Here is a 26,935-nt window from a genome sequence, read left to right on the forward strand (position 1 = left end):
ATGCCGGGAGCGGGCCCGGTTTTTCCCCAGAGATCGGCGCGGGTACGGGTCTGCGGCCCGAGGTCTTGAATGAGTCATTCAGGACGTCCGGAGACCTGAATGAGTCATTCAGGACGTCCGCGGCGGCCGGCGGACCCGCGAAGTCTGCGGTTTTCCGTGGTTTCCCGGCGGCATGCTCGTCGCGCCGGATGTCCCGAAGGAAGGCGAACCATGGCAAGCATCGGACGGGCGTTGAGACGCCCCTGGATCATCCCCTTCTACTTCCTGGTGTTCGGGTTCCTCCTGTACCGGCTGCCCAACTACCTCGGCTTCGACCCGAGCAAGTCCACCGCGGCCACCCGGCTCGACCTGCCGTTCTACTACCCGCTGCTGGTCGCGCACATCCTCTTCGGCTCGGTGGCGTTCGTGACGGCGTCGATCCAGGTCTGGCCGTGGCTGCGCAACCGCAACCCGAAGCTGCACCGCATCTCCGGCCGCGTGTACGTCCTGGGCGGCGCGCTGCCGGCCGGGCTCGCGATCCTCACGATCACGCCGTTCCTCACCCACGGCGCCGGCCAGAAGGCGGGCAACGCGCTGCTGGGGCTGCTGTGGCTGGGCACGACGATCGTCGGCTTCCGGCGGGCGCGGCAGGGGCGGATCGTCGAGCACCGCGAGTGGATGCTGCGCAGCTTCGCGCTGTGCTTCTCGATCCTGGCGTCGCGGTTCTGGCTGGGCCCGGCGATCCTGTGGCTGGAGCCCGAGGTGTTCACGATGGGCGTCGACGGCCCGCCGGCGGTGCAGGACCAGGTGTCGACGCTGACGTCGTGGGTGCCGTGGGTGGTCAACCTGCTGATCGCGGAGTGGTTCAACCACCGGGCGCGGTACAAGGCACTGGGCCGCCAGGCAGCCAAGCGCGCGGCGGCGAAGGTCGCCGTCCCGGTCGAGCCGGCGCTGGCCCCGAACACCAAGACCCCGGTTCTGGAGCGGCCCGCCCCCGACCCCGTCCCCTAGTCTCGCGGCTGCCTTCCCGCGGCGGAAAGACCCCGGCACGACCCCAGGTGCCGGGGTCTTTTCGCGCGCTCGATCCAGCGGGACGAAGTCGTGGTCACGAGAGTCGAAGCGCGCGTCAGGAAGCGTGCCCGCCCCTCCCGCCACCTCGGCAGGGCGCCGATCTCGTCGGTCACCACTGCCGAGGGGATGTCGAGCACTCCCGGTCAGCCGACCGCAGGCAGCCAAGCCTGCACCGCCGCGACCGCGTCCGCGATGTGCTCCTCCACGATCGTGAAGTGGTTGCCCGGCACGTCCGTCACCATGTCCGCGTGCGGCCACGCCGAGCGCCAGTCCACCGACTCCTGCGCCGCCACGATCGGCTCCGACGCCCTGACCAGCAGCGTCGGGCACGGCAGCGGCCCCAGCTCCCAGCCCTCCATCAGGTCGAAGCACCAGGCCATCGCCGACAGCCCCGCGCTCGTCACCTCGGTGTACTGCTGGTTGCGCTTGTACAGCCCCTGCATCAGCCCGCCACCGGCACTCGCGACGAACTCGCTGTCCACCGCGTACGGGTCCAGCAGCGCGACGCCGGCCGGGGGTGTGCCGCGGCGGCACAGCTCCGTCGCGATCGCGTGCACCAGCAGGCCGCCGGTGGACACGCCAAGGACGATCGCCGGTTCGCCGCCCGTGTACGCCGAGATCGCGTCGGCCTCGGCCGACACCAGCGCGGCGCGGTCGGCAGGGAGTGCCTCGCCGTCGGTGAAGCCCGGGATCGGGACCGCCGAGACGTCGTGGCGGCCGCGGCAGGACGCCGCGAACAGCGAGTACTGCTGCACCCCCGCCATCGCCACCAGCGCCGGGACGCAGATCAGGTGCGGGCCGGGCTCGGCGTCCGGGGCCCGGCGTGCGAGCCGCAGCGGGCGGATCGGGCGGGTCAGCTCCTCGGTCGTGCGGAACTTCGGGCGCAACGTCGCCGCCGCGCGCAGGAACGCGATCGCGTCCGCCTGCTGCCCGGCCTTGAGCGCCTCGGTGAACAGGCCCGAAATCGTCTCCGGCGCCTGCACGGACACCGTCGAAACGACCTCGCCGGACGCCGGTTCAGCGTCCAGTTCCGCGGCCAGGTGGGCGGCCAGCTCCTCCGGCGTCGGGTGGTCGAACACCACGCCGACCTGCAGGATCAGGTCCGTCGCGGTCTGCAGGCGATTGCGCAGGTCCATCGCGGTCAGCGAGTCGAAGCCCAGTTCCGGGAAGCTGCCGTCGACCGGGACGGCGGCGGCACTCGGGTGCCCGAGCACCGCCGCGGCCAGGCCGCGGACCAGCTCCAGCACCGCGGCGGGCCGGTCGGCGGCGGGCAGCTGCGCGTACGTCCGGGCGAACGAGCCCGTGTCCTGTTCGGCCGCGGCCGCCGAACGGCGGGACGGCGGCGGGAGCAGCGCGTGCATCATCCGCGGGACCTCGCCGGCCGCGCGCATCGCGGCCAGGTCGAGCCGGATCGCGGCGAGCACCGGTTCCGGGCGCGCGAGGGCGGCGTCGAACAGCGCCACGCCCTGCTCGGGCGACAGCGCCAGCGCTCCCCCGCGTTCCTGACGGCGGCGGCTCGTCTCGTCGAGCTGCGCGGCCATCACGCTGCGGTCCCCGGCCCAGGTGCCCCACGCGATCGACGTCCCCGGCAGGCCGAGGGCACGCCGATGACGGGCGAGGGCGTCGAGGAAAGCGTTTGCGGCGGCGTAGTTGCCCTGCCCCGCGTTGCCCGCGAGCCCGGCGAAAGACGAGAACAGCACGAACGCCGTCAGCTCGCGGTCGCGGGTCAGCTGGTGCAGGTGCCAGGCCGCGTCGAGCTTCGGCGCGAACACCGTGTCGAGCTTCTTCGGCGTCAGCGAACCGAGGACACCGTCCTCCAAAGCACCCGCGGTGTGCACGACCGCTCGCACCGAGGGTTCGGACTCGAGCAGCCGGGCCAGCGCGTCCCGATCGGACACATCGCACGCGCGAATGTCCACAGTGGCGTCCAGCTCGGCGGCGAACTCCGCCGCACCCGGCGCGTCCGGGCCGCTGCGGCTGACCAGCAGCAGGTCGCGGACGCCGTGCTCGCTGACCAGGTGCCGCGCGACCGTCCGCGCCAGCGCCCCGGTACCACCCGTGATGAGCACCTTGCCCGACCAGTCCACAGTGGATTCCCCGCCGCGGGCGCGGGTCAGGCGGCCGACGTGCGGGACGCCGTCGCGCAGCACCACCTGGGGCTCGCCCGAGGCGAGCAGGCCGGGCAGCAGCGGCAGCAGGTCGCGAATGGACTGGTCGCCTTCGCGTTCGAGGTCGGCCAGCACGATCCGGCCGGGGTTCTCCGTCTGCGCCGAGCGCAGCAGGCCCCACGCGGTCGCGCCGGCCAGCGCGTCTTCGGTCGCGCCGCGGGTGACGAACACCAGCCGCGTGGTGCGCAGCCGGTCCTCCTCGAGGAACGCCTGGACCTCGCCCAGCACCCACTTCGTCAGGTCGCGGGCAGCCTCGCGGTCGTTCTCCGGGCGCACCGGCACCAGCGGCATGAGGATCACCTGGGGCGCGGGCAGGCCGTCGTCGAGAGCGCTGGTCAGGGCGCCGATGCCGAGGAACGTCTCGACCGCGCGGCCGAGGGTGTAGACCGCGCCGGTCAGCCCGAACTCGTCGGCGCCGGCGACGACCCACGTGCCGTCGACGAGTCGGCCGGGTTCCGGGGCCGGCACCGGCTGCCACTCCCAGCGGAAGAGGCTGTCGCCGTACGTCGGCGTGGTCTCGATCGCGCCCGCCGCGCGCAGCAGCAGCGAGCCGACCGAGACGATCGGCGTGCCGGTGGTGTCGGCGAGGTCGACGCGGACGCTGTCCGTGCCGGTCGGGCTGATCCGCACGCGGGCCCGGGACGCGCCGACCGCGTACAGCTCGACGTCCGTCCACGAGAACGGCAGCCGGCTGCGGCCTTCGCCGGTGAACGACGCCGCGTGCAGCGCGGCGTCGAGCAGCGCGGGGTGCAGCGCGCACGCGGTCGCTTCGGGACGGTTGGCCTCCGGCAGCGCGACCTCGGCGTAGACGTCTTCGCCGTGGCGCCAAGCCTTTTCGAGGCCGCGGAAGAGCGAGCCGTAGCCGAAGCCGTTCTCGGCGGCCGTTTCGTAAAAGCCAGTCAAGTCGATCGGCTCGGCGCCGGCCGGGGGCCACTCTGCCGGGAACTCCCCCGCCTCGGGCACTTCGCCGGCGCGCAGGACGCCGGTGGCGTGGCAGGTCCACGGCTCGTCGCCGGCGTCGGGCCGGGCGTAGACGGACAGCGTGCGCCGCCCGGCCGGGGTCAGCGGGCCGAGCACCACCTGGGTCCGCACAGCCTGGCCGGGCGGGACGACCAGCGGCACGGTGAGGGTCAGCTCGTCGACGACCGGACACCCGGCCTCATCGCCCGCACGGACGGCCAGCTCCAGGAACGCGGTGCCGGGCAACAGAACCGCGTCGCCGAAGGTGTGTTCGGCCAGCCACGGGTGCGTCGGCACCGACAGCCGTGAGGTGAACAGGAAGCCTTCGGTGTCGGGCAACGCCGTCACCGCGCCGAGCAGCGGGTGGTCGGCGGACGCCAGGCCGAGCGCGGTGATGTCGCCGGTCGCCTGCATCGTGCCGCGCGGCCAGAAGTCCTTGCGCTGGAAGGGATACGTCGGCAGCGCGACGCGGTCACCTTCGGGGAGCTGCCAGTCGATGTCGGCGCCGCGGGCGAACGCGGCGCCGAGCGCGGCCAGGAACCGGTCGGGGCCGCCGTGGCCGAGCAGCAGGGTCGCCGACGCCGTCGCGCCGGTGCCCGACTGCTCCAGCAGCGCCTGCAACCCGAGGCTCAGCACCGGCTGCGGGCTGATCTCGACGAAGTGACGGGCGCCGCGGTCGAGCGCGGCGAGGACACCGGCGTCGAACCGCACGGTGCGTTCCAGGTTGCGGTACCAGTATTCACCGTCCATTTCGGAGCCGTCGAGCCAGCGCTGATCGGCCGTGGAGAAGAACGGGATCTCCGACGCACCGGGGTGCAGTTCGCCCAGGACGTCGAGGAGTTCGTCGTGCAGCACGCGCACCTGGGGGCTGTGCGCGGCGAAGTCGACGCCCTCGACGCGCCAGCGCATCAGCCCGGCCGCCGAGAGGCGCTTTTCCAGTGTGGTCAACGCTTCCGGCTCACCGGCGACGGTGACCGTGCGCGGCCCGTTGACCGCCGCGATCGACAAGGTGCCTTCGAAGTCGCCGAGCAGTTCGGCGACCTCTGCTTCGGACGCCATCACCGACAGCAGGCCGCCGTGGCCGGCCAGCCGGTCGCCGATCAGGCGGCTGCGCAGGGTCACGATCCGCGCGGCTTCGGGCAGCGACAGCACCCCGGCGAAACACGCGGCGGCGATCTCGCCCTGCGAGTGCCCGAGCACCGCGGCGGCCCGGACGCCGTAGGAGCGCCAGAGGTGCGCGAGCGACACCATCACCGAGAACAGCACCGGCTGCACAACGTCGACCCGGTCGACCGAAGGCGCGCCCTCGACGCCGGTCAGGACGTCCAGCAGCGACCAGTCGACGTACGGCTTGAAAGCCTCGGCGCACTCTTCGACGCGGGCGCGGAAGACCGGCTGGGTTTCGAGCAGCGCCATCGCCATCTCGGGCCACTGCGAACCCTGACCGGGGAACACGAACACCGGGCCGGGCGCGGCGGTCACCGTGCCGGTGGCGACGGTCGAGGCCGGGACGCCGGCCGCGAGCGCGGCGAGACCTTCGCGGAAGGTGGCGTGATCGGTCCCGGCCACGACGGCGCGGTGGTCGAACCGGCTGCGGGACAGCAGCGTGCGAGCGATCCCGGCGAGCGGCTGGGCGGGGTGCTCGTCGAGGTGGGCCAGCAGCCGGGAAGCCTGCGCGGCCAACGCTTCCGGTGACTTCGCCGACAGCACCCACGGGATCGCGGCCGGTTCCGCCGCGGCCGCAGCTGGCTCGCCGGGCGGGGCTTGTTCCAGGACGACGTGCGCGTTGGTCCCGCTGACGCCGAAGGAAGACACGGCGGCCCGGCGCGGGGCTCCGGTGCGCGGCCACGGCCGGGGTTCGGTGAGCAGCTCGACGTCGCCGGCAGTCCAGTCGATCTTCGTGGATGGCTGCTCGGCGTGCAGGGTGCGCGGCAGAACGCCGTTGCGCATGGCGAGGATCATCTTCAGCACCCCGCCGACGCCGGCCGCGGCCTGGGTGTGCCCGATGTTCGACTTCAGCGAGCCCAGCCACAGCGGCCGGCCTTCGGGCCGGTCCTGGCCGTACACCGAGATCAGCGCCTGCGCCTCGATCGGGTCGCCGAGCGCCGTGCCGGTGCCGTGCGCCTCGACGACGTCCACATCGGACGGTGACAGCTTCGCGTCGGCCAGCGCGGCGCGGATCACTCGTTGCTGCGACGGGCCATTGGGGGCGGTGAGGCCGTTGGACGCGCCGTCGGAGTTGACCGCGGAACCCCGTAGCACGGCCAGGATCTCGTGGCCGTTGCGCCGCGCGTCCGACAGCTTCTCCAGGGCCAGCATGCCGACGCCTTCGGACCAGCCGGTGCCGTCGGCGCCCTCGGCGAACGCGCGGGAGCGGCCGGTCGGCGAGAGCGCGCCTTGGCGGCTGTACTCGATGAACACCATCGGCGTCGACATGATCGCGACCCCGCCGGCCAGCGCGAGCGAGCATTCGCCGCGCCGCAGGGCCTGGGCGGCGAGGTGCAGGGTGACCAGCGACGACGAGCACGCGGTGTCGACGCTGACGGTCGGGCCTTCGAAGCCGAAGGTGTAGGAGATGCGCCCCGACGCGACGCTGCCGGCGCTGCCGTTGCTCTGGTAGCCCTCGAGGTCTTCGGTGACGCCCTGCAGCGCGATCGCGTAGTCGTTGTACATCACGCCGACGAACACGCCGGTGTCGCTGCCGCGCAGGGAAAGCGGGTCGATGCCCGCGCTTTCGCAGGCCTCCCAAGCGGTTTCGAGCAGCAGCCGCTGTTGCGGGTCGGTGGCCAGCGCCTCGCGCGGGCTCATCCCGAAGAACGCCGCGTCGAACCCGCCGGCGCCGTGCAGGAAGCCGCCCTCGGCGGTCGCCGACGTGCCGGGCCCGCCGACGTCGCCGAGCAGGTCGGCCAGCGGCCAGCCGCGGTCGTCCGGGAAGCCGGAGATCGCGTCGGTGCCGTCGTCGACCAGCCGCCACAGGGCTTCGGGGGTGTCGACGTCGCCGGGGTAGCGGCAGCTCATGCCGACCACGGCGATCGGCTCGTCACCCGCGGACTCCGCGGCGACCAGGCGCTCGCGGGTGCGCTGCAGGTCGGCGGTCACCCGGCGGAGGTAGTCGAGCAGCTCGGCTTCGGTCGCCACGGGTCACTTCACCCCCAGATCGTTGTCGATGAACGCGAGGAGCTCGTCGGCGCCCAGCGCGCCGGCGGACGGCGTTTCGGCCGCCTCGCCGGGTCCGGTCCACTTGACGAGCAGGGCTTGCAGCCGCACGGTGATCGCCGTCCGGGCTTCGTCGTCGGAGGCCACGGCCGACAGGAGGTCTTCCAGCTTCTCGATCTCGGCCAGCGCCGGGCGGGCGGCGGCGCCGTCCCCGAGCGCGGCGGCGACGAGGAACTCGGCGACCCGGGTGATCGTCGGGTGGTCGAAGACCAGCGTCGCGGGCAGCCGCAGGCCGGTCCGCGCTTCCAGGCGGTTGCGCAGCTCGACCGACGTCAGCGAGTCGAAGCCGAGGTCGGTGAAGCTCACCTCCGCCCCGACCGTGCCGTCGTGCCCGAGCACGGCCTCGACCTGCTTGCCGACCAGGCCGATCGTGACCGGGAGCCGTTCGTCGGCCGGCAGTGGCGCCAGCCGGGCGGCCAGGTCGCCACCGGGCTCGACGGCGGTGGTGCGCCTCGGCGTGGTGGTGACCAGGCCGCGCAGGGCGGGCAGGAGCGGGTCCTGCCCGCGCAGCACGGCGAGGTCGAGCCGCAGGGCCGCGACCGCGGGCAGGCCGGTGCTCAGCGCGGCGTCGAACAGCGCGACACCGTCCTCCGTGGACAACGGCGGCAGGCCGGAGCGGTGCATCCGGGCCAGTTCGGCTTCGGTGAGCGTGCCGGCCATGCCGGTGCTCCACGCACCCCAGGCGATCGAAAGCCCGGACTTGCCCTCGGCGGCCCGCTGGTGGGCGAGCGCGTCGAGGAAGGCGTTGGCGGCGGCGTAGTTGGCCTGCCCGGCCGCGCCGAGCGTGCCCGCGATCGAGGAGAAGAAGACGAGCCGGGTACCGGGGGCGGTCAGCTCGTGCAGGTGCCAGGCCGCGTCGACCTTCGGTGCGAACACGGTGTCCAGGCGTTCCGGGGTGAGGGCCCCGAGGACGCCGTCGTCGAGGACGCCCGCCGCGTGCACGACCGCGGTCGGCTCGACCGAGTCCAGCACCTTCGCGAGCGCGTCACGATCGCTGACGTCGCAGGCGACGACGCGGGCTTCCGCACCCAGCTCTGCCAGCTCGGCGACGAGTTCGGCGACTCCCGGCGCGGCTTCCCCGCGGCGGCCGAGCAGCAGCAGGTGCCGCACCCCGCGGCCGGCGAGGTGCCGGGCGAAGGTCGCACCCAGCCCACCGGTGCCACCGGTGATGACCACGGTCCCGCCCAGGTCCCAGGATGCGGAGCTTTCACGTGAAAGCGCCGCTTTGTCGCGCAAAGCGTCACTTTCACGTGAAAGTGCCGGGGCGAGGCGGGCGGTGTGGAGGCGACCGGCGCGCAGCGCGACCTGGGGTTCGGCGGCCGCGAGGGCGCCCGCGATGGCGGTCTCCGGGACTTCGCCGGTGTCCGAGTCGGCGAGGACGATCCGGCCCGGGTTCTCCAGCTGGGCCGCGCGGAGCAGGCCCCAGACGGCGGCGTGGGCGAGGTCGACGTGCTCGTCGGGCTCGACTGCGACGCCGTTGCGGGTGACGACCACGAGGGTTGGCTCGTCGGCGAGCGCACGCTGGACGTCCGCCAGCACCTGGGCCGTGACCGAGCGGACGGCAGCCGGGACCGGTCCCTCCGCGGAAGGCACCTGGAGCAGCGTCACCGGAGGTTTGCCGGGTGGTAGCGGCGCTTCGGGCAGGGGGGGCCAGGTGAGCTGGTAGCCGGTCGGCGCCGGGGCAGCCATCGTGGGCACGGCCCGCAGGGCCAGGGAGCGGACGGCGACCACCGGCGTGCCGTCCGGTGTGGTCGCGGTGACTTCGAGCCCGCCGTCGACCGGCGCGAGCCGGACCCGGAGCGCGGTCGCGCCGGAGGCCAGGAACGCCGCACCGGACCAGCTGAACGGCAGCCCGCCGCCGATCTCCAGCAGCGACGCGGCGTGCAGCGCGGAGTCGAGCAGCGCGGGGTGCACGACGAACTGCGCGGCCGCGTCGTGGTCGTCCTCGGCCAGCGCGACTTCGGCGTAGACGTCGTCGCCGTGCCGCCAAGCCCGCGTCAGGCCCTGGAACATCGGGCCGTACCCGAGGCCGCGGTCGGCCATCGTGTCGTAGAAGCCTTCCAGGGCAACGGCTTCCGCGCCCGCCGGTGGCCACTCGGGCCACGAGACGACCGGTTCGTCCACAGCGGACACGAGCGTGCCGCTCGCATGGCGGGTCCAGGCCGCGCCCGGCTCGCCTTCGTCGCGGGAGTAGACGCGCAGGGTGCGGACGCCGTCCTCGGCGCCGCTGACGGCGACCTGGACGACGACCCGGCCCCCGTCCGGGACGACCAGCGGGGCTTCCAGCGTCAGCTCGTCGACGCGCGGGCACCCGGCCTGGTCGCCGGCGCGCACGGCCAGCTCCAGCAGCGCCGTCCCCGGGACCACCACGGCCCCGCCGACGGTGTGCCCGGCCAGCCACGGCTGGGCGGCCAGCGACAGACGGCCGGTGAACAGCAGGCCGCCGGAGTCCGGCAGCTCGACCGCGGCGCCGACCAGCGGGTGCCCGGCGGCCCAGAGCCCGGCCGCGGAGACGTCGCCGACCTGGGCCAGCCCGCCACCCGGCCAGATCCACTGGTGCTGGAAGGCGTAGGTGGGCAGCGGCACGGCCCGCGCGTCCGGACCGGCCAGCGCCCGCCAGTCGAGGGCGACGCCGGCGACGTGCCACCGGCCGAGGGCTTCGGCGACCGCGTCGGCTTCGGCCCGGTCGCGGCGCAGGAACGGGACGGCGAAATGAGCGGCGCCGAGGGACTCCGCGGCCATCGCGGACACCGTGGCGTCCGGGCCGATCTCGGCGAACGCGGTGACGCCCAGCTCGGTCAGGCGACGCACGGCCGGGCCGAACAGCACGGGCCGCCAGACCTGCTCGACCCAGTGCTCGGCCGACGCCAGCACCGACGCGGTGACCAGCTCGCCGGTGACGGTCGAGACGATCGGCAGCGACGGCGCCGAGAAGGTGATCCCGGCGACGACCTTGCGGAAGTCGTCGAGCATCGGGGTCATCAGCGGCGAGTGGAAGGCGTGGCTCACGCGCAGCCGCCGCGTCTTGCGGCCGTCGGCGGCGAAGTGCGCGGCGATCTCCTCGACGCGGCCGGCGGCGCCGGAGACGACGACCGAGGCCGGCCCGTTGACCGCGGCCAGCGCGACCTCGTCCTCGCGCCCGGTCAGCAGCGGCCGGACCTCGGCTTCGGTGGCCTGCACGGCGATCATCGCGCCGCCCGCGGGCAGCTGCTGCATGAGCCGGCCGCGCGCGGCGACCAGCGTGCACGCGTCGTCGAGGCCGAACACCCCGGCGACGTGCGCGGCGGCGATCTCCCCGATCGAATGCCCAGCCAGGTACTCCGGCGTCAGCCCCCACGAGCGGACCAGGTGGTACAGCGCGACTTCGAAGGCGAACAGCGCGGGCTGCGCGTACTGGGTCTCGTCGAGCGCGTCCGCCTCCTCGGCGAAGAGCAGCTCGTGCAGCGGGCGGTCCAGCTCCCGGTCGAGCCGCGCGAGCACGGTGTCGAGCGCTTCGGCGAACACCGGGAAGCGCTCGTAGAGGTCACGGCCCATGCCGGCGCGCTGACTGCCCTGCCCGGCGAAGAGGAACGCGGGCACCTGCTCCCCCGCTGTCCCGGTGACCAGCCCGGCGACGCTGCCGCCGCGGGCGAGCACCTCCAGGCGGGTCTCGAGGTCGGTCCGGGTGGCGCCGGTGACGACCGCGCGTTCGGCGAACTGCGTCCGGGTGGTGGCCAGGGCGAACCCGATGTCGGCCGGGTTCTCGTCGCGATGCTCGGCGAGGTGCGCGAGCAGCCGGGAAGCCTGCTCCCGCACGGCTTCCGGGGTGCGTCCGGACAACGGCCAGGCCAGTACGGGCGGCGCCGGTTCGGCGCGCGGCGGGACCGGCACGGCCGGCGGTGCTTCGAGCACGGTGTGGGCGTTGGTGCCGCTGATGCCGAACGACGACACGGCGGCGCGGCGCGGGCGGCCGTGGTCGGGCCAGGCACGCGGCTCGGTGAGCAGCTCGATCGCGCCGCCCGACCAGTCGACGTGCGTGGACGGCTCGGTGACGTGCAGCGTGCGCGGCAGCGCCCCGGCCCGCATGGCCTGCACCATCTTGATGATCCCGGCGACGCCGGAGGCGGCCTGGGTGTGGCCGAGGTTCGACTTGATCGACCCGAGCAGCAGCGGCGTTTCCCGGTCCCGGCCGTAGGTGGCCAGCAGTGCCTGGGCTTCGATCGGGTCACCCAGCGTGGTCCCGGTACCGTGCGCCTCGACGACGTCGATGTCCGAAGTGGACAGACCGGACGCGGCGAGGGCCTGGCGGATCACGCGTTGCTGGGCCGGGCCGTTCGGCGCGGTGAGGCCGTTGGACGCGCCGTCGGAGTTCACCGCGCTGCCGCGGACGACGGCGAGGATCTCGTGGCCGTTGCGCTTCGCATCCGACATCCGTTCCAGGACCAGGACCCCGGCGCCTTCAGACCAGCCGACGCCGTCGGCGGTGTCCGAAAAGGACTTGCAGCGGCCGTCGGCGGACAGGCCGCGCTGACGGCTGAAGCCGATGAACGTGCTGGGCGTCGACATCACGGTGACGCCACCGGCGAGGGCGAGCGAACACTCCCCGTTCTGCAACGCGCGGGCCGCGAGGTGCAGGGCGACGAGCGACGACGAACACGCCGTGTCGACCGTGAGCGTCGGGCCTTCCAGGCCGAACGCGTAGGCGACGCGGCCGGAGGCGACGCTCGGCGCGCTGCCGTTGCCCTGGTAGCCCTCGGTGTCCGGGCTGCCCTGCAGCAGCAGGCCGTAGTCGGAGTACATCACGCCGACGAACACGCCGGTCCGCGAGCCGCGCAGCGAGCGCGGGTCGACGCCGGTCCGCTCGACGGCCTCCCAGGACACCTCCAGCAGCAGCCGCTGCTGGGAGTCGGTCGCGAGGGCTTCGCGGGGGCTCATCCCGAAGAACGCCGGGTCGAATTCGCCGGCCTCGTGCAGGAAACCGCCGCTGCGGGTGTAGGACGTGCCGGGGTGGTCGGGGTCCGGGTGGTAGAGGCCGTCGACGTCCCAGCCGCGGTTGGCCGGGAAGTCGGTGACGGCGTCGACGCCCTCGTTCACCAGGTTCCAGAGGTCTTCGGGCGAGCCGACGCCGCCCGGGTAGCGGCAGCCCATGCCGACGATGACGATCGGGTCGCCGTCCACCGCGGCCGTCGTGGTGACCGGTTCGGGGACGTCGACCTCGCCGAGCAGGAACGCGGCCAGCTCGGCCGGGGTCGGGTAGTCGAACGTGAGCGTGGCGGGCAGCCGCAGCCCGGTGGCCGCGTCGAGGCGGTTGCGCAGCTCGACCGCGGTGAGCGAGTCGAAGCCCAGCTCGCGGAACGGCCGGTCGGCGGCCACCCCGGCGGTGCCGGCGTGGCCGAGCACGGCGGCGACCTGCGCGCGGACGAGGTCGAGCACCGCGCGGGAACGCTCCGGGCCGCTGAGGCCGAGCAGTGGGCCGTCGAGGCGCGGGAGGTTGGCCGCCGTCTGCCGGGCGGGGGTGCGGACCAGGCCGCGCAGCAGGTGCGTGACCTCGGGCAACGCGCCGAGCGCGGTGAAGTCGAGGCGCACCGGCAGGACGGTGTCGAGCCCGGACGCGCAGGCCGCGTCGAACAGCCGCAGGGCGTGGTCCGGTTCGAGCGCGGGCATGCCGGTGGCGGCCATCCGGCGCAGGTCGGCGTCGGTGAGGGTGGCGGTCATGCCGCCCGCGCGCGACCACGCGCCCCAGCCGAGGGAAAGCGCCTGCTGCCCGCGGGCCCGGCGGCGCCGGACGAGCGCGTCGACGGCCGCGTTGGCCGCGGTGTAGTTCGCCTGCCCGGCCGCGCCGAACGTGCCGGCGACCGAGGAGTAGACGACGAACGCGGTCAGGTCGAGGTGGCGGGTCAGCTCGTCGAGGTGCCAGGCGGCGTCGAACTTGGGCGCCAGCACGGTGTCGAGCCGCTCGGGGGTGAGCGAGCCGAGGATGCCGTCGTCGAGGACGCCCGCGGTGTGCACGACGGCGGACAGCGGGACGCCGTCGAGGACGCGGGCCAGCTCGGCGCGGTCGGCCACGTCCGCCGCGGCGACGTCGACTTCGGCACCGGCGAGGGTCAGCTCGGCGACCAGGTCGGCCGCGCCCGGAGCGTCGAGACCACGGCGGCTGACCAGCAGCAGCCGCCGGGCGCCGTGGGTGGTCACCAGGTGGCGGGCCAGCGCGGCGCCGAGCCCGCCGGTGCCGCCGGTGATGAGCACGGTGCCTTCGTCCCACTTCGGCGGGACGACGTCGTCGGCGTACGGCACGCGGGCGATCCGGGCGGCGCTGATCTCGCCGCCCCGCACGATCGTCTGCGGTTCGCCGGACGCCACCACGGCGGGCAGCGCGGCGAGGGACTCCGGTGCTTCGTCCACATCGGACAGGAAGAACCGGCCGGGGTGCTCGCGTTGCGCCGAGCGCACCAGTCCCCAGACGGCCGCGGCGGCGGGATCGTCCATTCCGGACGTGACGAACAGCAGCCGGGAGTCCTCCGAGGACTGCAGCACCGCCAGCGCGTCGGCAGTAGCGGTGCGCACGCCCTCGGGTCCGCCGGCCGCGACGTGGTGGACGGCGAACTCGGCTTCCTCGGCCGGGCGCGGAACCGGGACCCAGTCCAGGTGGTACAGCGAGTCGACGGGCTGGGTCCGCGCCGGGGCGGCTGGGCGCAGCACGAGCGAGCCGACCGAAGCGACCGGGTCACCGGCCGCGTCGCGCAGCTCGATCGCGACGGAGTCCTCGCCGAGCCGGGTCAGCTTGGCCCGCACGACGGCCGCGCCCCCCGCGTGCAGCGTGACGCCGCTCCAGGCGAACGGGAGGCGGCCACCGTCCACTTCGGTCAGCCCGGCGTGCTCGGCGGCGTGCAGGACGGCGTCCAGCAGCGCCGGGTGCAGCCCGAACGCGGCCGCGTCCCGCTCGGCTTCCTCGGGCAGCACGACGTCGGCGTACACCGCCTCGGGGGTGCGCCAGACGGCTTTGAGCCCGCGGAACAGCGGCCCGTAGGCGAACCCGCCCGAGGCGAGCCGCTCGTAGAACCCCTCCAGGGCAACGGCTTCGGCTTCCGGCGGCGGCCACGCGGCCGAGTCGTCCGGCGTGGCCGTACCCGTGCCGAGACGGCCGCTCGCGTGCCGCGTCCACGGCTGCTCGCCGCCGCCGGACGGGGTGGAGTACACGGCCAGGGCGCGTTCGCCCGCGGGACCGGCCGGGCCGACGGCGACCTGGAGCCGCACCGCGCCTTCCGGCGGCAGGACCAGGGGGACTTCGAGGGTCAGCTCGTCGACGCGGTCGCAGCCCGCCCGGTCGGCGGCGCGGATCGCGAGGTCGAGGTAGGCGGTGCCGGGCAGCAGCGCCGCGCCGAGCACGAAGTGGTCGGCCAGCCACGGCTGCGTGCGCAGCGAAAGCTGGGCGGTGAACAGGAACCCACCGGAGTCCGGCAGTTCGACGCCGGCGCCGAGCAGCGGGTGCCGGGCCGCGTCGAGACCGGCGGCACCAAGGTCGCCGGGGACCGCGCCGGACGTGCGCGGCCAATGGCGTTCGCGCTGGAAGGGGTAAGTCGGCAGGTCCGGGCCGGGGCCGCCGGCCGGGCTGAAGAACGCGGGCCAGCCGACCCGCACCCCGGCGACGTGCAGGCGGCCGAGCGCCGTCACGAACGCGGTCTCCTCGGCCTGGTCACGGCGCAGCAGCGGGACGCAGGCGACGTCGGAGCCGAGGACTTCGCTCGCGGCGGCCGACAGCGACCCGTCCGGGCCCAGCTCGACGACGGCGGCCGCGTCCTGCTCGCCGAGCACGCGCACGGCGTCGGCGAAGCGGACCGGCTCGCGGACGTGCGCGACCCAGTACTCCGGCGTGTGCGGGTCGGCGAGTTCACCGGTCACTGTGGACACGATCGGCAGCCGCGGCTCCGCGAACTCCAGGCCCGCCAGCACTTCGGCGAAGTCGTCGAGCATCGGATCCATCAGCGGCGAGTGGAACGCGTGGCTGACGGCGAGGCGCCGGACGTGGTGCCCGGCCGCCGCGAGGGCGTCGGTGGTCCGGGTGACGGCGGCTTCGGTACCCGCGACCACGACGGCGTTCGGCCCGTTGACCGCGGCGATCGTCACGCCGTCGACCAGGAACTCGCGGACTTCGGCTTCGGACGTGCGCACCGCGGCCATCGCGCCACCGGCCGGGAGTGCGGCCATCAAACGGCCGCGGGCGGCGACGAGCGTGCACGCGTCCTCAAGGGACAGAACCCCGGCGACGTGGGCCGCGGCGATCTCGCCGACCGAGTGCCCGGCGAGCCAGGACGGCTTGACCCCGAACGATTCCAGCAGCCGGTACTGCGCGACGCCGAGGGCGAAGGTCGCCGGTTGCGTCCAGTCGGTGCGGTCCAGCAGCGTGCCGTCCTCGCCGAAGACGACGTCTCGCAGTTCCTCGCCGAGGTGGGCGCACACGGCGTCGAAGGCTTCGGCGAACACCGGGAAACGCCGGTACAGCCCGGCGCCCATGCCCGGCCGTTGCGCGCCCTGCCCCGCGAAGACGAACGCGGTCTTGGCGCGGGTCCGCGCCGGAGTCACGACGGGTGTCTCGGCGAGCGCGGCCAGCTGCTCGAGGGGGTCACCGACGATGGCCGCGCGGTACGGGAACGCGGTGCGGGTGGTGGCGAGCGCGCGGGCGATCCCGGCGGGGGCGCGGTCGCTGAGCAGCGCGTGCAGCTGAGCGGCCTGCGCGGACAACGCCTCAGGCGTACGCGCGGACAGCAGCAGCGGCGCGGTCGGGGGCTCTTCGGCGACGACGTCGTCGAAAACCGGAGCCTGTTCGAGGATCGCGTGCGCGTTCGTGCCGCTGAGCCCGAACGACGAGACCCCCGCACGGCGCGGTCGCCCGGACTCCGGCCAGGCGCGGTGCTCGGTGAGCACCCGCACGTCGCCGGCGGTCCAGTCGACGCGGCTCGACGGCTCGTCGACGTGCAGCGTCCTCGGCAGCTCGCCGTGCCGCAGGGCGAGGACCATCTTGATGATCCCGGCGACACCAGCCGCCGCCTGGGTGTGGCCGAGGTTGGACTTGACGGCGCCGAGCCACAGCGGTTCTTCGCGGTCGCGGCCGTAGGTGGCCAGCAGTGCCTGCGCTTCGATCGGGTCGCCGAGCACGGTGCCGGTGCCGTGCGCCTCCACCGCGTCGACGTCCGTTGTGGACAGTCCGGCGTCGGCGAGGGCCTGGCGGATCACGCGTTGCTGGGCGGGCCCGTTGGGGGCGGTGAGTCCGTTGGACGCGCCGTCGGAGTTGACGGCGGTGCCGCGGACCACGGCGAGCACCGGGTGGCCCTGCTCCCGCGCGGTGGAAAGCCGTTCGACGACGAGGATCCCGGCGCCTTCGGACCAGCCGGTGCCGTCGGCGCCCTCGGCGAACGGCTTGCAGCGGCCGTCGGCGGCGAGGCCGCCCTGCCGGGCGAACTCGGCGAAGGAGTTGGGCGTGGCCATGATCGTGACGCCGCCGGCCAGCGCGGTCGTGCACTCGCCGCGGCGCAGTGCCTGCGCGGCCCAGTGCAGCGCGACCATCGACGACGAGCACGCGGTGTCGACGGTGACCGACGGGCCTTCCAGCCCGAGCGTGTAGGACAACCGTCCGGAAAGGACACTGGCGGTGGTGCCGGTGGCCAGGTGCCCCTGGACGTCTTCGCCGGAGGTGGCCAGCAGGGTGCCGTAGTCCTGGCCGTTGGTGCCGACGAACACGCCGGTGTCGCCGCCGTGCAGCGTCGCCGGGTCGATCCCGGCGCGTTCGAGGGCCTCCCAGGAGACTTCGAGCAGCAGCCGCTGCTGCGGGTCCATCGCCAGCGCCTCGCGGGGCGAGATGCCGAAGAAGTCGGCGTCGAAGTCGGTGACGCCGTCGAGGAAGCCGCCGGTCAGCGCGTACTCGTACCCGGAGGCGAGGGTGGCGAGGTCCCAGCCGCGGTCTTCGGGGAAGGCGGTGATGCCGTCCCCGCCGCCGGCGAGCAGGCGCCAGAAGTCCTCGGGGCCACGGACGCCGCCGGGGAACCGGCAGCCGATGCCGACGATGACGATCGGGTCGTCGTCGGCCGACGCGCGCACCGGTGCCGCGGCCTCGACCAGCGTGCCCGCGAGTTCGCCGAGCAGGTGGCGGGTGAGGATCTCCGGGGTCGGGTGGTCGAACACCAACGACGGCGGGAGGTCGAGCCCGGTCGCCAGCGCGACGACGTTGCGCAGCTCGACGGCGGTGAGCGAGTCGAAGCCGAGGTCGCGGAACGCGCGGTCGGGCGCCACTCCCCCGGTGCCGCTGTGGCCGAGCACCACCGCGACCTGCTCCAGCAGCAGCCCGAGCAGGAAGTCGAACCGGTCGTCCTCGGGGACGGCGGCGAGCCGGGCGCGCAGCTCTTCGTCCCCGCGCGGGGCATCGACACGCGCGGCCGCCGGGATGCCGCTGAGCAGCGGGCTCGGGCGCAGCACCTGCGCGTAGCGGGTCCAGTCGATGTCGGCGACGACGACGGTGGGGTCCGCCAGCGCCCGGTCCAGCGCGGCGGCCGCGCGTTCCGGGTCGAGGGGGTTCAGGCCGCCGCGGCGGGCGCGGTCGGCGACGGCCGGGTCGGCGGCGAGCATGCCGCCGCCCGCCCACGGGCCCCAGGCGATGGACGTCGCGGGCAGGCCGAGGCCGCGGCGGTGCTCGGCGAGGGCGTCGAGGGTGGCGTTGGCTGCCGCGTAGGCCGCCTGCCCGGCCGAGCCGAACGTGCCCGCGACGGAGGAGAACAGCACGAAGCTGCGCAGGTCGGCGGTCAGTTCGTGCAGGTTCCACGCGGCCTCGGCCTTGGCGCGGAACCCGGCTTCGAAGCGGTCCGGGGTAAGAGTGTCGAGAACGCCGTCGTCGAGGACCCCGGCGGTGTGCACGACGTCGGTCAGGTCCGGGATGTCTGCCAGCACGGCGGCGAGGGCGTCCCGGTCGGCGGCGTCGCACGCGGTGATGGTGACCTCGGCGCCGAGCGCGGTCAGCTCCTCGCGCAGGTCGGCCGCGCCGGGGGCGTCGGGACCACGGCGGCTGAGCAGCACCAGGGTGCGGCCCGTCTTCGCGAGCCGGCGGGCGATTTCGGCACCGAGCGCGCCGGTGCCGCCGGTGATGAGGGTGGTTCCGCCGCCGGGCGCGCGGCCCGGTGCCGGGGGCGCGGCGACGACCCGGCGGCCGAACAGCCCGGCCGCGCGGATCGCGAGCTGGTCTTCGCCGTCGGCGCCGGTCAACGCCGCCGCGAGCCGTCGGGGCACTTCCGCGTCCAGCTCGGCGGGCAGGTCGACGAGACCGCCCCAGCGCTGCGGAAGTTCGAGCGCGGCGGCGCGGCCGAGGCCCCAGACGGCGGCTTGGGCGGGCCGTCCGACGGGGTCGCCCGGGGCCACCGCGAGGGCCTCGCGGGTCACGCACCACAGCGGGGTGTTGCCGAGGGCCTGCAGCAGCGTGGCCGTGGCGGTGAGCCCGGCCGGGACGCCCGGGAAGCCGGTTTCGTCGAGGGCCAGCAGGGAAAGCACGTGGTCGAACTCGCGCTCGCGCAGGCGGTCGGCGATGGTGTCGTCGAAGACCACCGGCTCGCCGTCGAAGTACCCGGCGACGGTGGTGACCCACGGGTCGCCGGCCAGCGCGGCCGGGACGACCACGAGCCACGATCCGGTGCCGGGACGGGCCGCGGTGACCGGGACCCAGGTCGCTTTGTAGCACCATCTGTCCACAACGGACTCTTCGTGGCGTGAACGACGGTAGGAGGACAGCGCGGGCAGGACGGCGCTGAGGGACGCGTCGTCGACGTCGAGCCGCGCGGCCAGTCCCGCGGCGTCACCCCGATCCACGGCAGCCCAGAACTCGGCGTCGGCCGTCTCGCCGGTGGGTGCGGCGGCCGAGGGCCAGAACCATTCGTGCTGGAACGCGTACGTGGGCAACGGAACCCGGCGCGCGCCGGTCCCGGCGAAGAAGGCGGACCAGTCGATCCGGACGCCGGAGACGTGCAGCTTCCCGACGGCGCCGACCAGGGTCTCGACGTCGTCGCGGCCGCGACGGGCCACCGGGATGCCGTCGGTCATCGCGGACAGGACCGCGTCCGGGCCGATTTCGACGATCACGCCGGTCCCGTGCAGCTGCTCGGCGGTGTCGGCGAACCGGACCGGCTCCCGGACGTGCGCGACCCAGCGTTCCGGGTCGGTGACGTCGCCCTCGGCGATCATCGGCACGGCGGGCGCTTCGAAGGCCAGCCCGGCGATGGCGTCCCGGAACGCGGGCAGCATCGGGTCCATCAGCGGCGAGTGGAACGCGTGCGACACGGTGAGCCGTTTGGTGTCGGCGAAGTGCTCCGCCGCGGCGAGCACGGCGGCCTCGGCGCCGGACAGCACGACCGAATCCGGGGCGTTGACCGCCGCGAGCGCGACCTCGTCGTTCAGGTAGGGCGCGATTTCTTCCTCGGTGGCGCGGACGGCGACCATCGCGCCCCCGGGCTCGAGGTCCTGCATCAGCGACGCGCGGGCGGTGACCAGCGTGCAGGCGTCCTCCAGCGTGAGCACGCCGGCCACATGCGCGGCGGCGATCTCGCCGACGGAGTGGCCGCCGACGAAGTCCGGCCGGATCCCCCACGTGCCCAGCAGCCGGACGAGCGCGACCTCGACCGCGAACAACGCGGGCTGCGCGAACCCCGTCTGCGCCAACGCGTCGGCGTCCTCACCCCAGAGGACTTCGCGCACCCGCGGGTCGAGGCGGTCGAGCACGGCGTCGAGCGCGGTGGCGAACGCCGGGAAGCAGTCGTAGAGGCCGCGGGTCATGCCGGGCCGCTGGGCGCCCTGGCCGGTGAAGACGAACGCGACCTTCGGGACGCCCTTCGCCTCGCCGGTGGTGACCAGCGGCGACGGGCGGCCCTCGGCAAGCGCGGCGAGCCCCTCGGCGGTGAAGACGACGGCGCGGTGGTCGAACGTCGAACGCGTCGTGGCCAGGGAGTACCCGAGATCGACCAGGTCCGCGTCGACGTCCCGGAGCCGGGCGGCTTGGTCGCGCAGCGCTTCCGGCGTCCGTCCACTGAGGACCAGCGGAACGCACGGCAGCTCGCGCTCGGCCTCGTCACGGGCCGGGATGACGACCGGCGGTTCCTCGATGATGGCGTGGGCGTTGGTGCCGCTGATGCCGAACGACGAGACACCGGCGCGGCGCGGGCGCCCGGCCTCGGCGGGCCACGGCCGAGCGTCGGTGAGCAGCTCCACGTTCCCGGCGGCCCACTCGACGTGCGTCGAGGGCTCGGTGACGTGCAGCGTGCGCGGCAGGGTCTGGTGGCGCATCGCCTGGACGACCTTGATGATCCCGGCGACGCCGGCCGCCGCCTGGGCGTGCCCGATGTTGGACTTGATCGAGCCGAGCAGCAGCGGGTTCTCGCGGTCCTGGCCGTACGTGGCGAGCAGGGCCTGCGCTTCGATCGGGTCGCCCAGGGTGGTCCCGGTGCCGTGCGCCTCGACGACGTCGACGTCCCTCGTGGACAGTCCGGAGGCGGCGAGTGCTTGCCGGATCACCCGTTGCTGCGACGGTCCGTTCGGCGCCGTGAGGCCGTTGGACGCGCCATCGGAGTTGACGGCGGAGCCGCGCAGCACGGCCAGGATCTCGTGGCCGTTGCGGCGTGCGTCCGACATCCTTTCCAGGACGAGAATCCCGGCGCCCTCGGACCAGCCGACGCCGTCGGCGGTGTCCGAAAAGGACTTGCAGCGGCCGTCGGCGGCGATGCCACGCTGGCGGCTGGACGCGACGAACGATCCGGGTGTCGACATGACCGTGACACCGCCGGCCAGCGCGAGGGAGCACTCCCCCTGCCGCAGGGCCTGCGCGGCCCAGTGCAGCGCGACCAGCGACGACGAGCACGCCGTGTCGACGGTGACGGTCGGCCCTTCGAGGCCCATCGTGTACGCGATCCGGCCGGAGGCGACGCTGGGGGCGCTGCCGTTGCCCTGGTAGGCCTCGGCTTCCGGGCTGCCCTGCAGCAGCATCCCGTAGTCGGAGTACATCACGCCGACGAACACGCCGGTCCGCGAGCCGCGCAGCGACACCGGGTCGACGCCCGCGCGCTCGACGGCTTCCCACGACACTTCGAGCAGCAGCCGCTGCTGCGAATCCGTGGCAAGCGCTTCCCGCGGGCTCATCCCGAAGAACGCCGGGTCGAACTCCCCCGCGTCGTGCAGGAACCCGCCGTGACGCGTGTAGGACGTGCCGGGGTGGGCAGGATCCGGGTGGTAGAGGCCCTCGACGTCCCAGCCGCGATTGACCGGGAAGCCGGAGACCGCGTCGACGCCGTTTTCGACCAGCCGCCACAGGTCTTCGGGCGAGCCGACCCCGCCCGGGTAGCGGCAGCCCATGCCGACGATGACGATCGGGTCGTCGGACACCGGCCGCGCGGTCACCGTGGTCTCCTCGGCGACCGCGCCGGACAGCTCCCGGTCGACGTGCGCGGCGAGCGCTTCCGGCGTCGGGTAGTCGAAGACGAGCGTGGCGGGCAGGCGCAGGCCGGTCGCCGCGTCGAGGCGGTTGCGCAGCTCGACGGCGGTCAGCGAGTCGAACCCGAGGTCCTTGAACGCGCTCCGGCCGTCGACGGTGTCGGTGGCCGCGTAGCCGAGCACAAGCGCGGCCTCGGTGCGGACCAGGTCTTCCAGGGCCCGGGCGCGGTCGGCTTCGGTGAGCCCGCCGAGCCGGTCGGCCAGCGCGGACACGGGACGGCTCGTGCCCGGCGCGGCGCCGCCGGGCACCAGCCCGCGCAGCAGTGCGGGCACGCCCGGGCGGCCGCGCAGGGCGCCGACGTCCACGCGCATCGGCAGCACGGCCGGTTCGGCCTCGGTCAGTGCCGCGTCGAACAGCGCCAGGCCCTCGGCCGGGTCGAGCGGGGGCAGGCCCGCCGCCGCGAGACGGCGGTGGTCGGCGTCGGACAGCCGGGCCGCCATCCCGGCGTCCCCGGCCCACGCACCCCAAGCCAGGGACTGGCCCGGCAGGCCTTCGGCGCGCCGCCGTTGCGCGAGGGCGTCCAGGTAGGCGTTGGCGGCGGCGTAGTTGGCCTGCCCCGGGCTGCCGAGCACGCCGGCGGCCGAGGAGAACAGGACGAACGCGCCGAGGTCGCCCGTCAGCTCGTGCAGGTTCCAGGCCGCGTCGACCTTCGCCCGGAAGACCGTCGCGATGCGTTCGGGCGTAAGGGTTTCGACGACACCGTCGTCCAGCACCCCGGCCGCGTGCACGACAGCGCCGATCGGGTGCTCGGCCAGCAGCGCGGCGAGGGCGTCCCGGTCGGCGGCGTCGCACGCGGCGATGGTGACGTCGGCGCCGAGCGCGGTCAGTTCCGCGTGGAGTTCTTGCGCGCCAGGGGCTTCCGGGCCGCGGCGACCGGCCAGCAGCAGGTTCCGGACGCCGTGCTCGGTGACCAGGTGCTTCGCCACCAGGGCACCGAGCCCGCCGGTGCCGCCGGTGACCAGGACGGTGGCGCCGTCCGGGAAGTGCGCGGCCGGGCCGTCGCCGACCGGGAGGCGGGCCAGCCGGGGCAGGACGATCCCGCCGTCGCGCAGGGCGGCCTGGGCTTCCCCGGAATCGAGGACGCGCCGCAGCGGCGCGGTCAGCTGCTCCGGCTCATCCACGTCGATGAGGACGAACCGCTCGGGGTGCTCGGCCTGCGCCGAACGGACCAGGCCCCAGACCGCCGCGGCGGCCGGGTCGACGACGTCACCCTCGGCGGCCGGCACGGCGTGGGAGGTGACGAAGACCAGCCGTGACTGGGCGAAGTCCGGCTCCGCGATCCACGTCTGCAGCAGTTCGAGGGCCCACGAGGTGGCCGCGTGGGCGGCGGCAGGGTCGCCGTCGCCGGCCGCGACGGGGGCGAGCACGACGGCCGGGACCGGGTCCGCGCTGATCCGGACGGTCGCGAGGTCGGGGAACACCGCCGGGGCGGTGAACCCCAGCCCGGTGCCGAGCACCACCCAGTCCGCGTCGTCGGCGGGCTGAGTCACGGCGACCGCGGGCGCGGGTGTCCACACCGGACGGAAGAGGGATTCGTGCCGGGTCGCCCGCAGTTCCCCGGCGGCGACCGGGCGGAACGTCAGCGCGTCGGCGGCCAGCACCGGCGTGCCCGCGGGGTCGGTGACGGCGAGCGCGACGGCGTTCTCGCCGACCGGGGTGAGCCGGGCGCGCAGGGTGGTGGCGTGCGCGGGCTGCACGCCGACGCCGGTCCACGAGAACGGCAGGCCCTCACGGCCTTCGAGGTGCGCGGAGGCGTGCAGGACGGCGTCGAGCAGGGCCGGGTGCAGGCCGAACGACGCGGCTTCGGCCTCATGTTCCGGTGGCAGCGCGACTTCGGCGAGGACCTCGTCGCCCAGCCGCCAGGCCGCGCGCAGCCCCTGAAACGCCGGGCCGTAGCCGAGTCCCTGCCCGGCCAGGCCCTCGTAGAAGCCGTCCAGGTCCAGGGGTTCGGCGCCGGCGGGCGGCCACTCCCCCGGCAGGGCCGCGGCGGGCGCGCCGCCGACGCCGAGGCGGCCGGAAGCGTGCCGCACCCAGGTTTCCTCCTGCTGGGAGTAGACGCTGACCGACCGGCTCCCGTCTTCGGCGGCCGGACCGGCGACGACCTGCACCCGCACGCCCCCGGACGCGGGCAGCACGAGCGGCGCGGCGAACGTCAGCTCTTCGACGCGGGCGCAGCCGACCTGTGCGCCGGCCCGACCCGCCAGTTCCAGGAACGCCGTCCCGGGCAGGAGTTTCGTCCCGAGGATCTCGTGCTGGCCCAGCCAGGCCTGCCGCCGCACGGACAGCTCGCCGGCGAACAGGAAGCCGCCCGACTCGGGCAGTTCGACAGCCGCGCCGAGCAGCGGGTGCCCGGCGGGGTCGAGCCCGACCTGGCCGAGGTCGCCGCCGGCGCCGCCCTCGAGCCAGTAGGTGCGGCGTTGGAAGGCGTAGGTGGGCAGGTCGACGACGCGGGCGCCGGTGCCCTCGTGCCACGCCGTCCAGTCGAAGGCGCCGCCGCGGACGTGCCAGCGGGCCAAGGCCGCGAGCAGCGTGGCGGTTTCGTCGCGGCCGCGGCGGGCGGTGGGGATGCAGTCGGCGTCCGGGCCGGTCAGCTCGGCCGTCATCGCCGAGAGCGTCGCGTCCGGGCCGACTTCGAGGAACGTGGTGACGCCGCGGCCGGTCAGGTCGGCGACCGTGTCGGCGTAGCGGACGGCGTCGCGCACGTGCCGCACCCAGTAGTCCACTGTGGATACGTCGCCGGAGGCGATCATCGGAATCGACGGCGCGGCGAAAGTAAGCGTTTCCAGTACCGCGCGGAAGTCGTCGAGCATCGGGTCCATCAGCGGCGAATGGAACGCGTGACTGACCGTGAGCCGCTTGGTCTTCTCGAACCGCGCGGCGATGGCGAGGACCGCGTCCTCGGCGCCGGACACGACCACGGCGTCCGGGCCGTTGACGGCCGCGATCGAGACGTCTTCGGTCAGCAGTGGCAGGACGTCGGCTTCGGCCGCCTGGATCGCGACCATGGCACCGCCGGCGGGCAGCGCCTGCATCAAGCGGCCGCGGGCTTCGACGAGCTTGACCGCGTCCTTCAACGACAGCACGCCGGCCACGTGGGCCGCGGCGATCTCGCCGACGGAGTGCCCGGCGACGAAGTCCGGGCGCACGCCCAGGGATTCGAGCAGGTGGAAGAGCGCGACCTCGAAGGCGAACAGCGCGGGCTGCGCGAACCCGGTGTCGTCCACAGTGGACGTCTCCGGCAGGTCGAGCAGCGCGAGGATCTCTTCGCGTGCCTGGGTGAACACCGGGAAAGCGAGCGTCTCACCCATGTCGGCGCGCTGGGAACCCTGGCCGGTGAACAGGAACGCCGACGCGCCGGGGTGCCCGGCCGAGCCGGTGTGCACGCCGGGGGCGGCCGCGGAGGTGGCGAGCGCGTGCAGGCCGGTCAGCAGCTCGTCGCGGCCCGCGCCGGTGACCACGGCCCGGTGCGGAAAGGCGACGCGCGTGGTCGCGAGGGAGTGCGCGACGTCGAGCGGGGTGTGCCCCGGGCGGGCGTCGAGGTGGGCCAGCAGCCGGGCGGCCTGCTCGCGCAGCGCGTCCGGCGTACGGCCGGACACCGGCCACAGGTACCCGGCGGGCTCCCGGCGTTCGGGGGCTTCGACCGGTTCGGGGACCGGCTGTTCGAGGATCAGGTGCGCGTTGGTGCCGCTGATGCCGAACGACGAAACGGCGGCGCGGCGCGGCTTCCCGGTCTCCGGCCACGGGCGCGGCTCGGTCAGCAGCGAGACCCGCCCGGCTGTCCAGTCCACATGGGACGTCGGCGCGTCGACGTGCAGGGTCCGCGGCAGCACGCCGTGGCGCATGGCCTGGATGGTCTTGATGACGCCGCCGACCCCGGCGGCGGACTGCGTGTGCCCGACGTTCGACTTGAAGGACCCGAGCCACAGCGGCTCGCCCGCGCGCTCGCGGCCGTAGGTGGCCAGCAGTGCTTGGGCCTCGATGGGGTCGCCCAGCACGGTGCCGGTGCCGTGGGCCTCGACGGTGTCGATGTCGTCGGTGGTCAGCCCGGCGTTTTCCAGCGCCTGGCGGATCACGCGCTGCTGGGAGGGGCCGTTGGGGGCGGTGAGGCCGTTGGAGGCGCCGTCGGAGTTGACCGCGGAGCCGCGGATGACGGCGAGCACTTCGTGGCCGTTGCGGCGGGCGTCGGACAGCCGTTCCAGCAGCAGGAGCCCGGCGCCTTCGGAGAACCCGGCGCCGTCGGCGGCCTCGGCGAAGGACTTGCAGCGGCCGTCGGAGGCGAGGCCGCCCTGGCGGTCGAACTCGCCGTAGAGCCCGGGGGTGGCCATCACGGCGACCCCGCCGGCGAGGGCGAAGGAGCACTCCCGGGCCCGCAGCGCGCGGGCGGCCCAGTGCAGCGCGACCAGCGACGACGAGCACGCCGTGTCGACGGTGACGGCAGGGCCTTCAAGGCCGTAGAAGTAGGCGATGCGGCCGGAGATCACCGAGGATTCGGTGCCGGTGACCAGGTAGCCCTCGACGCCGTCGGGCAGCGCGGCGAGCCCGCGGCCGTACCCCATGGACCCGGCCCCGACGAAGACACCGCCGGTCCCGCCCTCGACCTCGCGCGGGTCGATGCCGGCGCGTTCGAAGGCTTCCCAGGCCAGCTCGAGGACGATCCGCTGCTGCGGGTCCATGGCCAGCGCCTCGCGCGGCGAGATGCCGAAGAAGGCGGGGTCGAAGTCCCCGGCGCGGTGCAGGAACCCGCCCTGGTGCCGGGATTCCGGCCAGCCGCGGCCCTCGGGGAACCCGGTGACGGCGTCGACACCGTCGTCGACGAGCCGCCACAGGTCCTCGGGCGACTGCACGCCCCCGGGATACCGGCAGCTCATGGCGACGACGGCGACCGGTTCGGCCGCCGCGGCGAGCAGCGTGGTGTTCTGCCGCCGCAGCTGCTTGTTCTCCTGCACGGCGACGCGCAGTGCTTCGACGACTCGATCCGACCCGGCCGGCATAGACATCTCCAGGGTGAGCGTGTTCTTACCCGGGTGACGCCACCGCGACGGCGTTCGGC

2 protein-coding genes and 1 pseudogene are annotated in these 26,935 nt (G+C 74.5%); 1 reads left to right on the top strand and 2 read right to left on the bottom strand.

Annotation, left to right across the window (positions count from 1 at the left end; all coding sequences use genetic code 11):
* The first annotated feature begins 210 nt into the window (after nt 1–210).
* Nucleotides 211–990 (top strand): DUF2306 domain-containing protein, encoded by a 780-nt coding sequence (locus H4696_RS18105; RefSeq protein ID WP_158104344.1) that lies wholly within the window; start codon nt 211–213, stop codon nt 988–990.
* Nucleotides 991–1,193: 203 nt separating this feature from the next.
* On the opposite strand, the pseudogene H4696_RS18110 reads toward H4696_RS18105, so the two are convergent.
* Together H4696_RS18110 and H4696_RS18115 are read right to left on the bottom strand one after the other, a co-directional pair.
* Nucleotides 1,194–7,307, bottom strand: a pseudogene (locus H4696_RS18110) (type I polyketide synthase); the annotation flags it as partial.
* A 12-nt stretch (nt 7,308–7,319) separates the two neighbouring features.
* Nucleotides 7,320–26,831: a type I polyketide synthase gene (locus H4696_RS18115; protein ID WP_420831566.1), complete on the bottom strand. Its 19,512-nt coding sequence runs from the start codon at nt 26,829–26,831 to the stop codon at nt 7,320–7,322.
* Between the last annotated feature and the right edge of the window lie 104 nt (nt 26,832–26,935).

Source organism: Amycolatopsis lexingtonensis (assembly GCF_014873755.1).
Taxonomy (GTDB): domain Bacteria; phylum Actinomycetota; class Actinomycetes; order Mycobacteriales; family Pseudonocardiaceae; genus Amycolatopsis; species Amycolatopsis lexingtonensis.

Coding starts and splice junctions, on each gene's coding strand:
- H4696_RS18105 (WP_158104344.1), top strand. CDS start 211: ATGGCAAGCATCGGACGGGCGTTGAGACGCCCCTGGATCATCCCCTTC.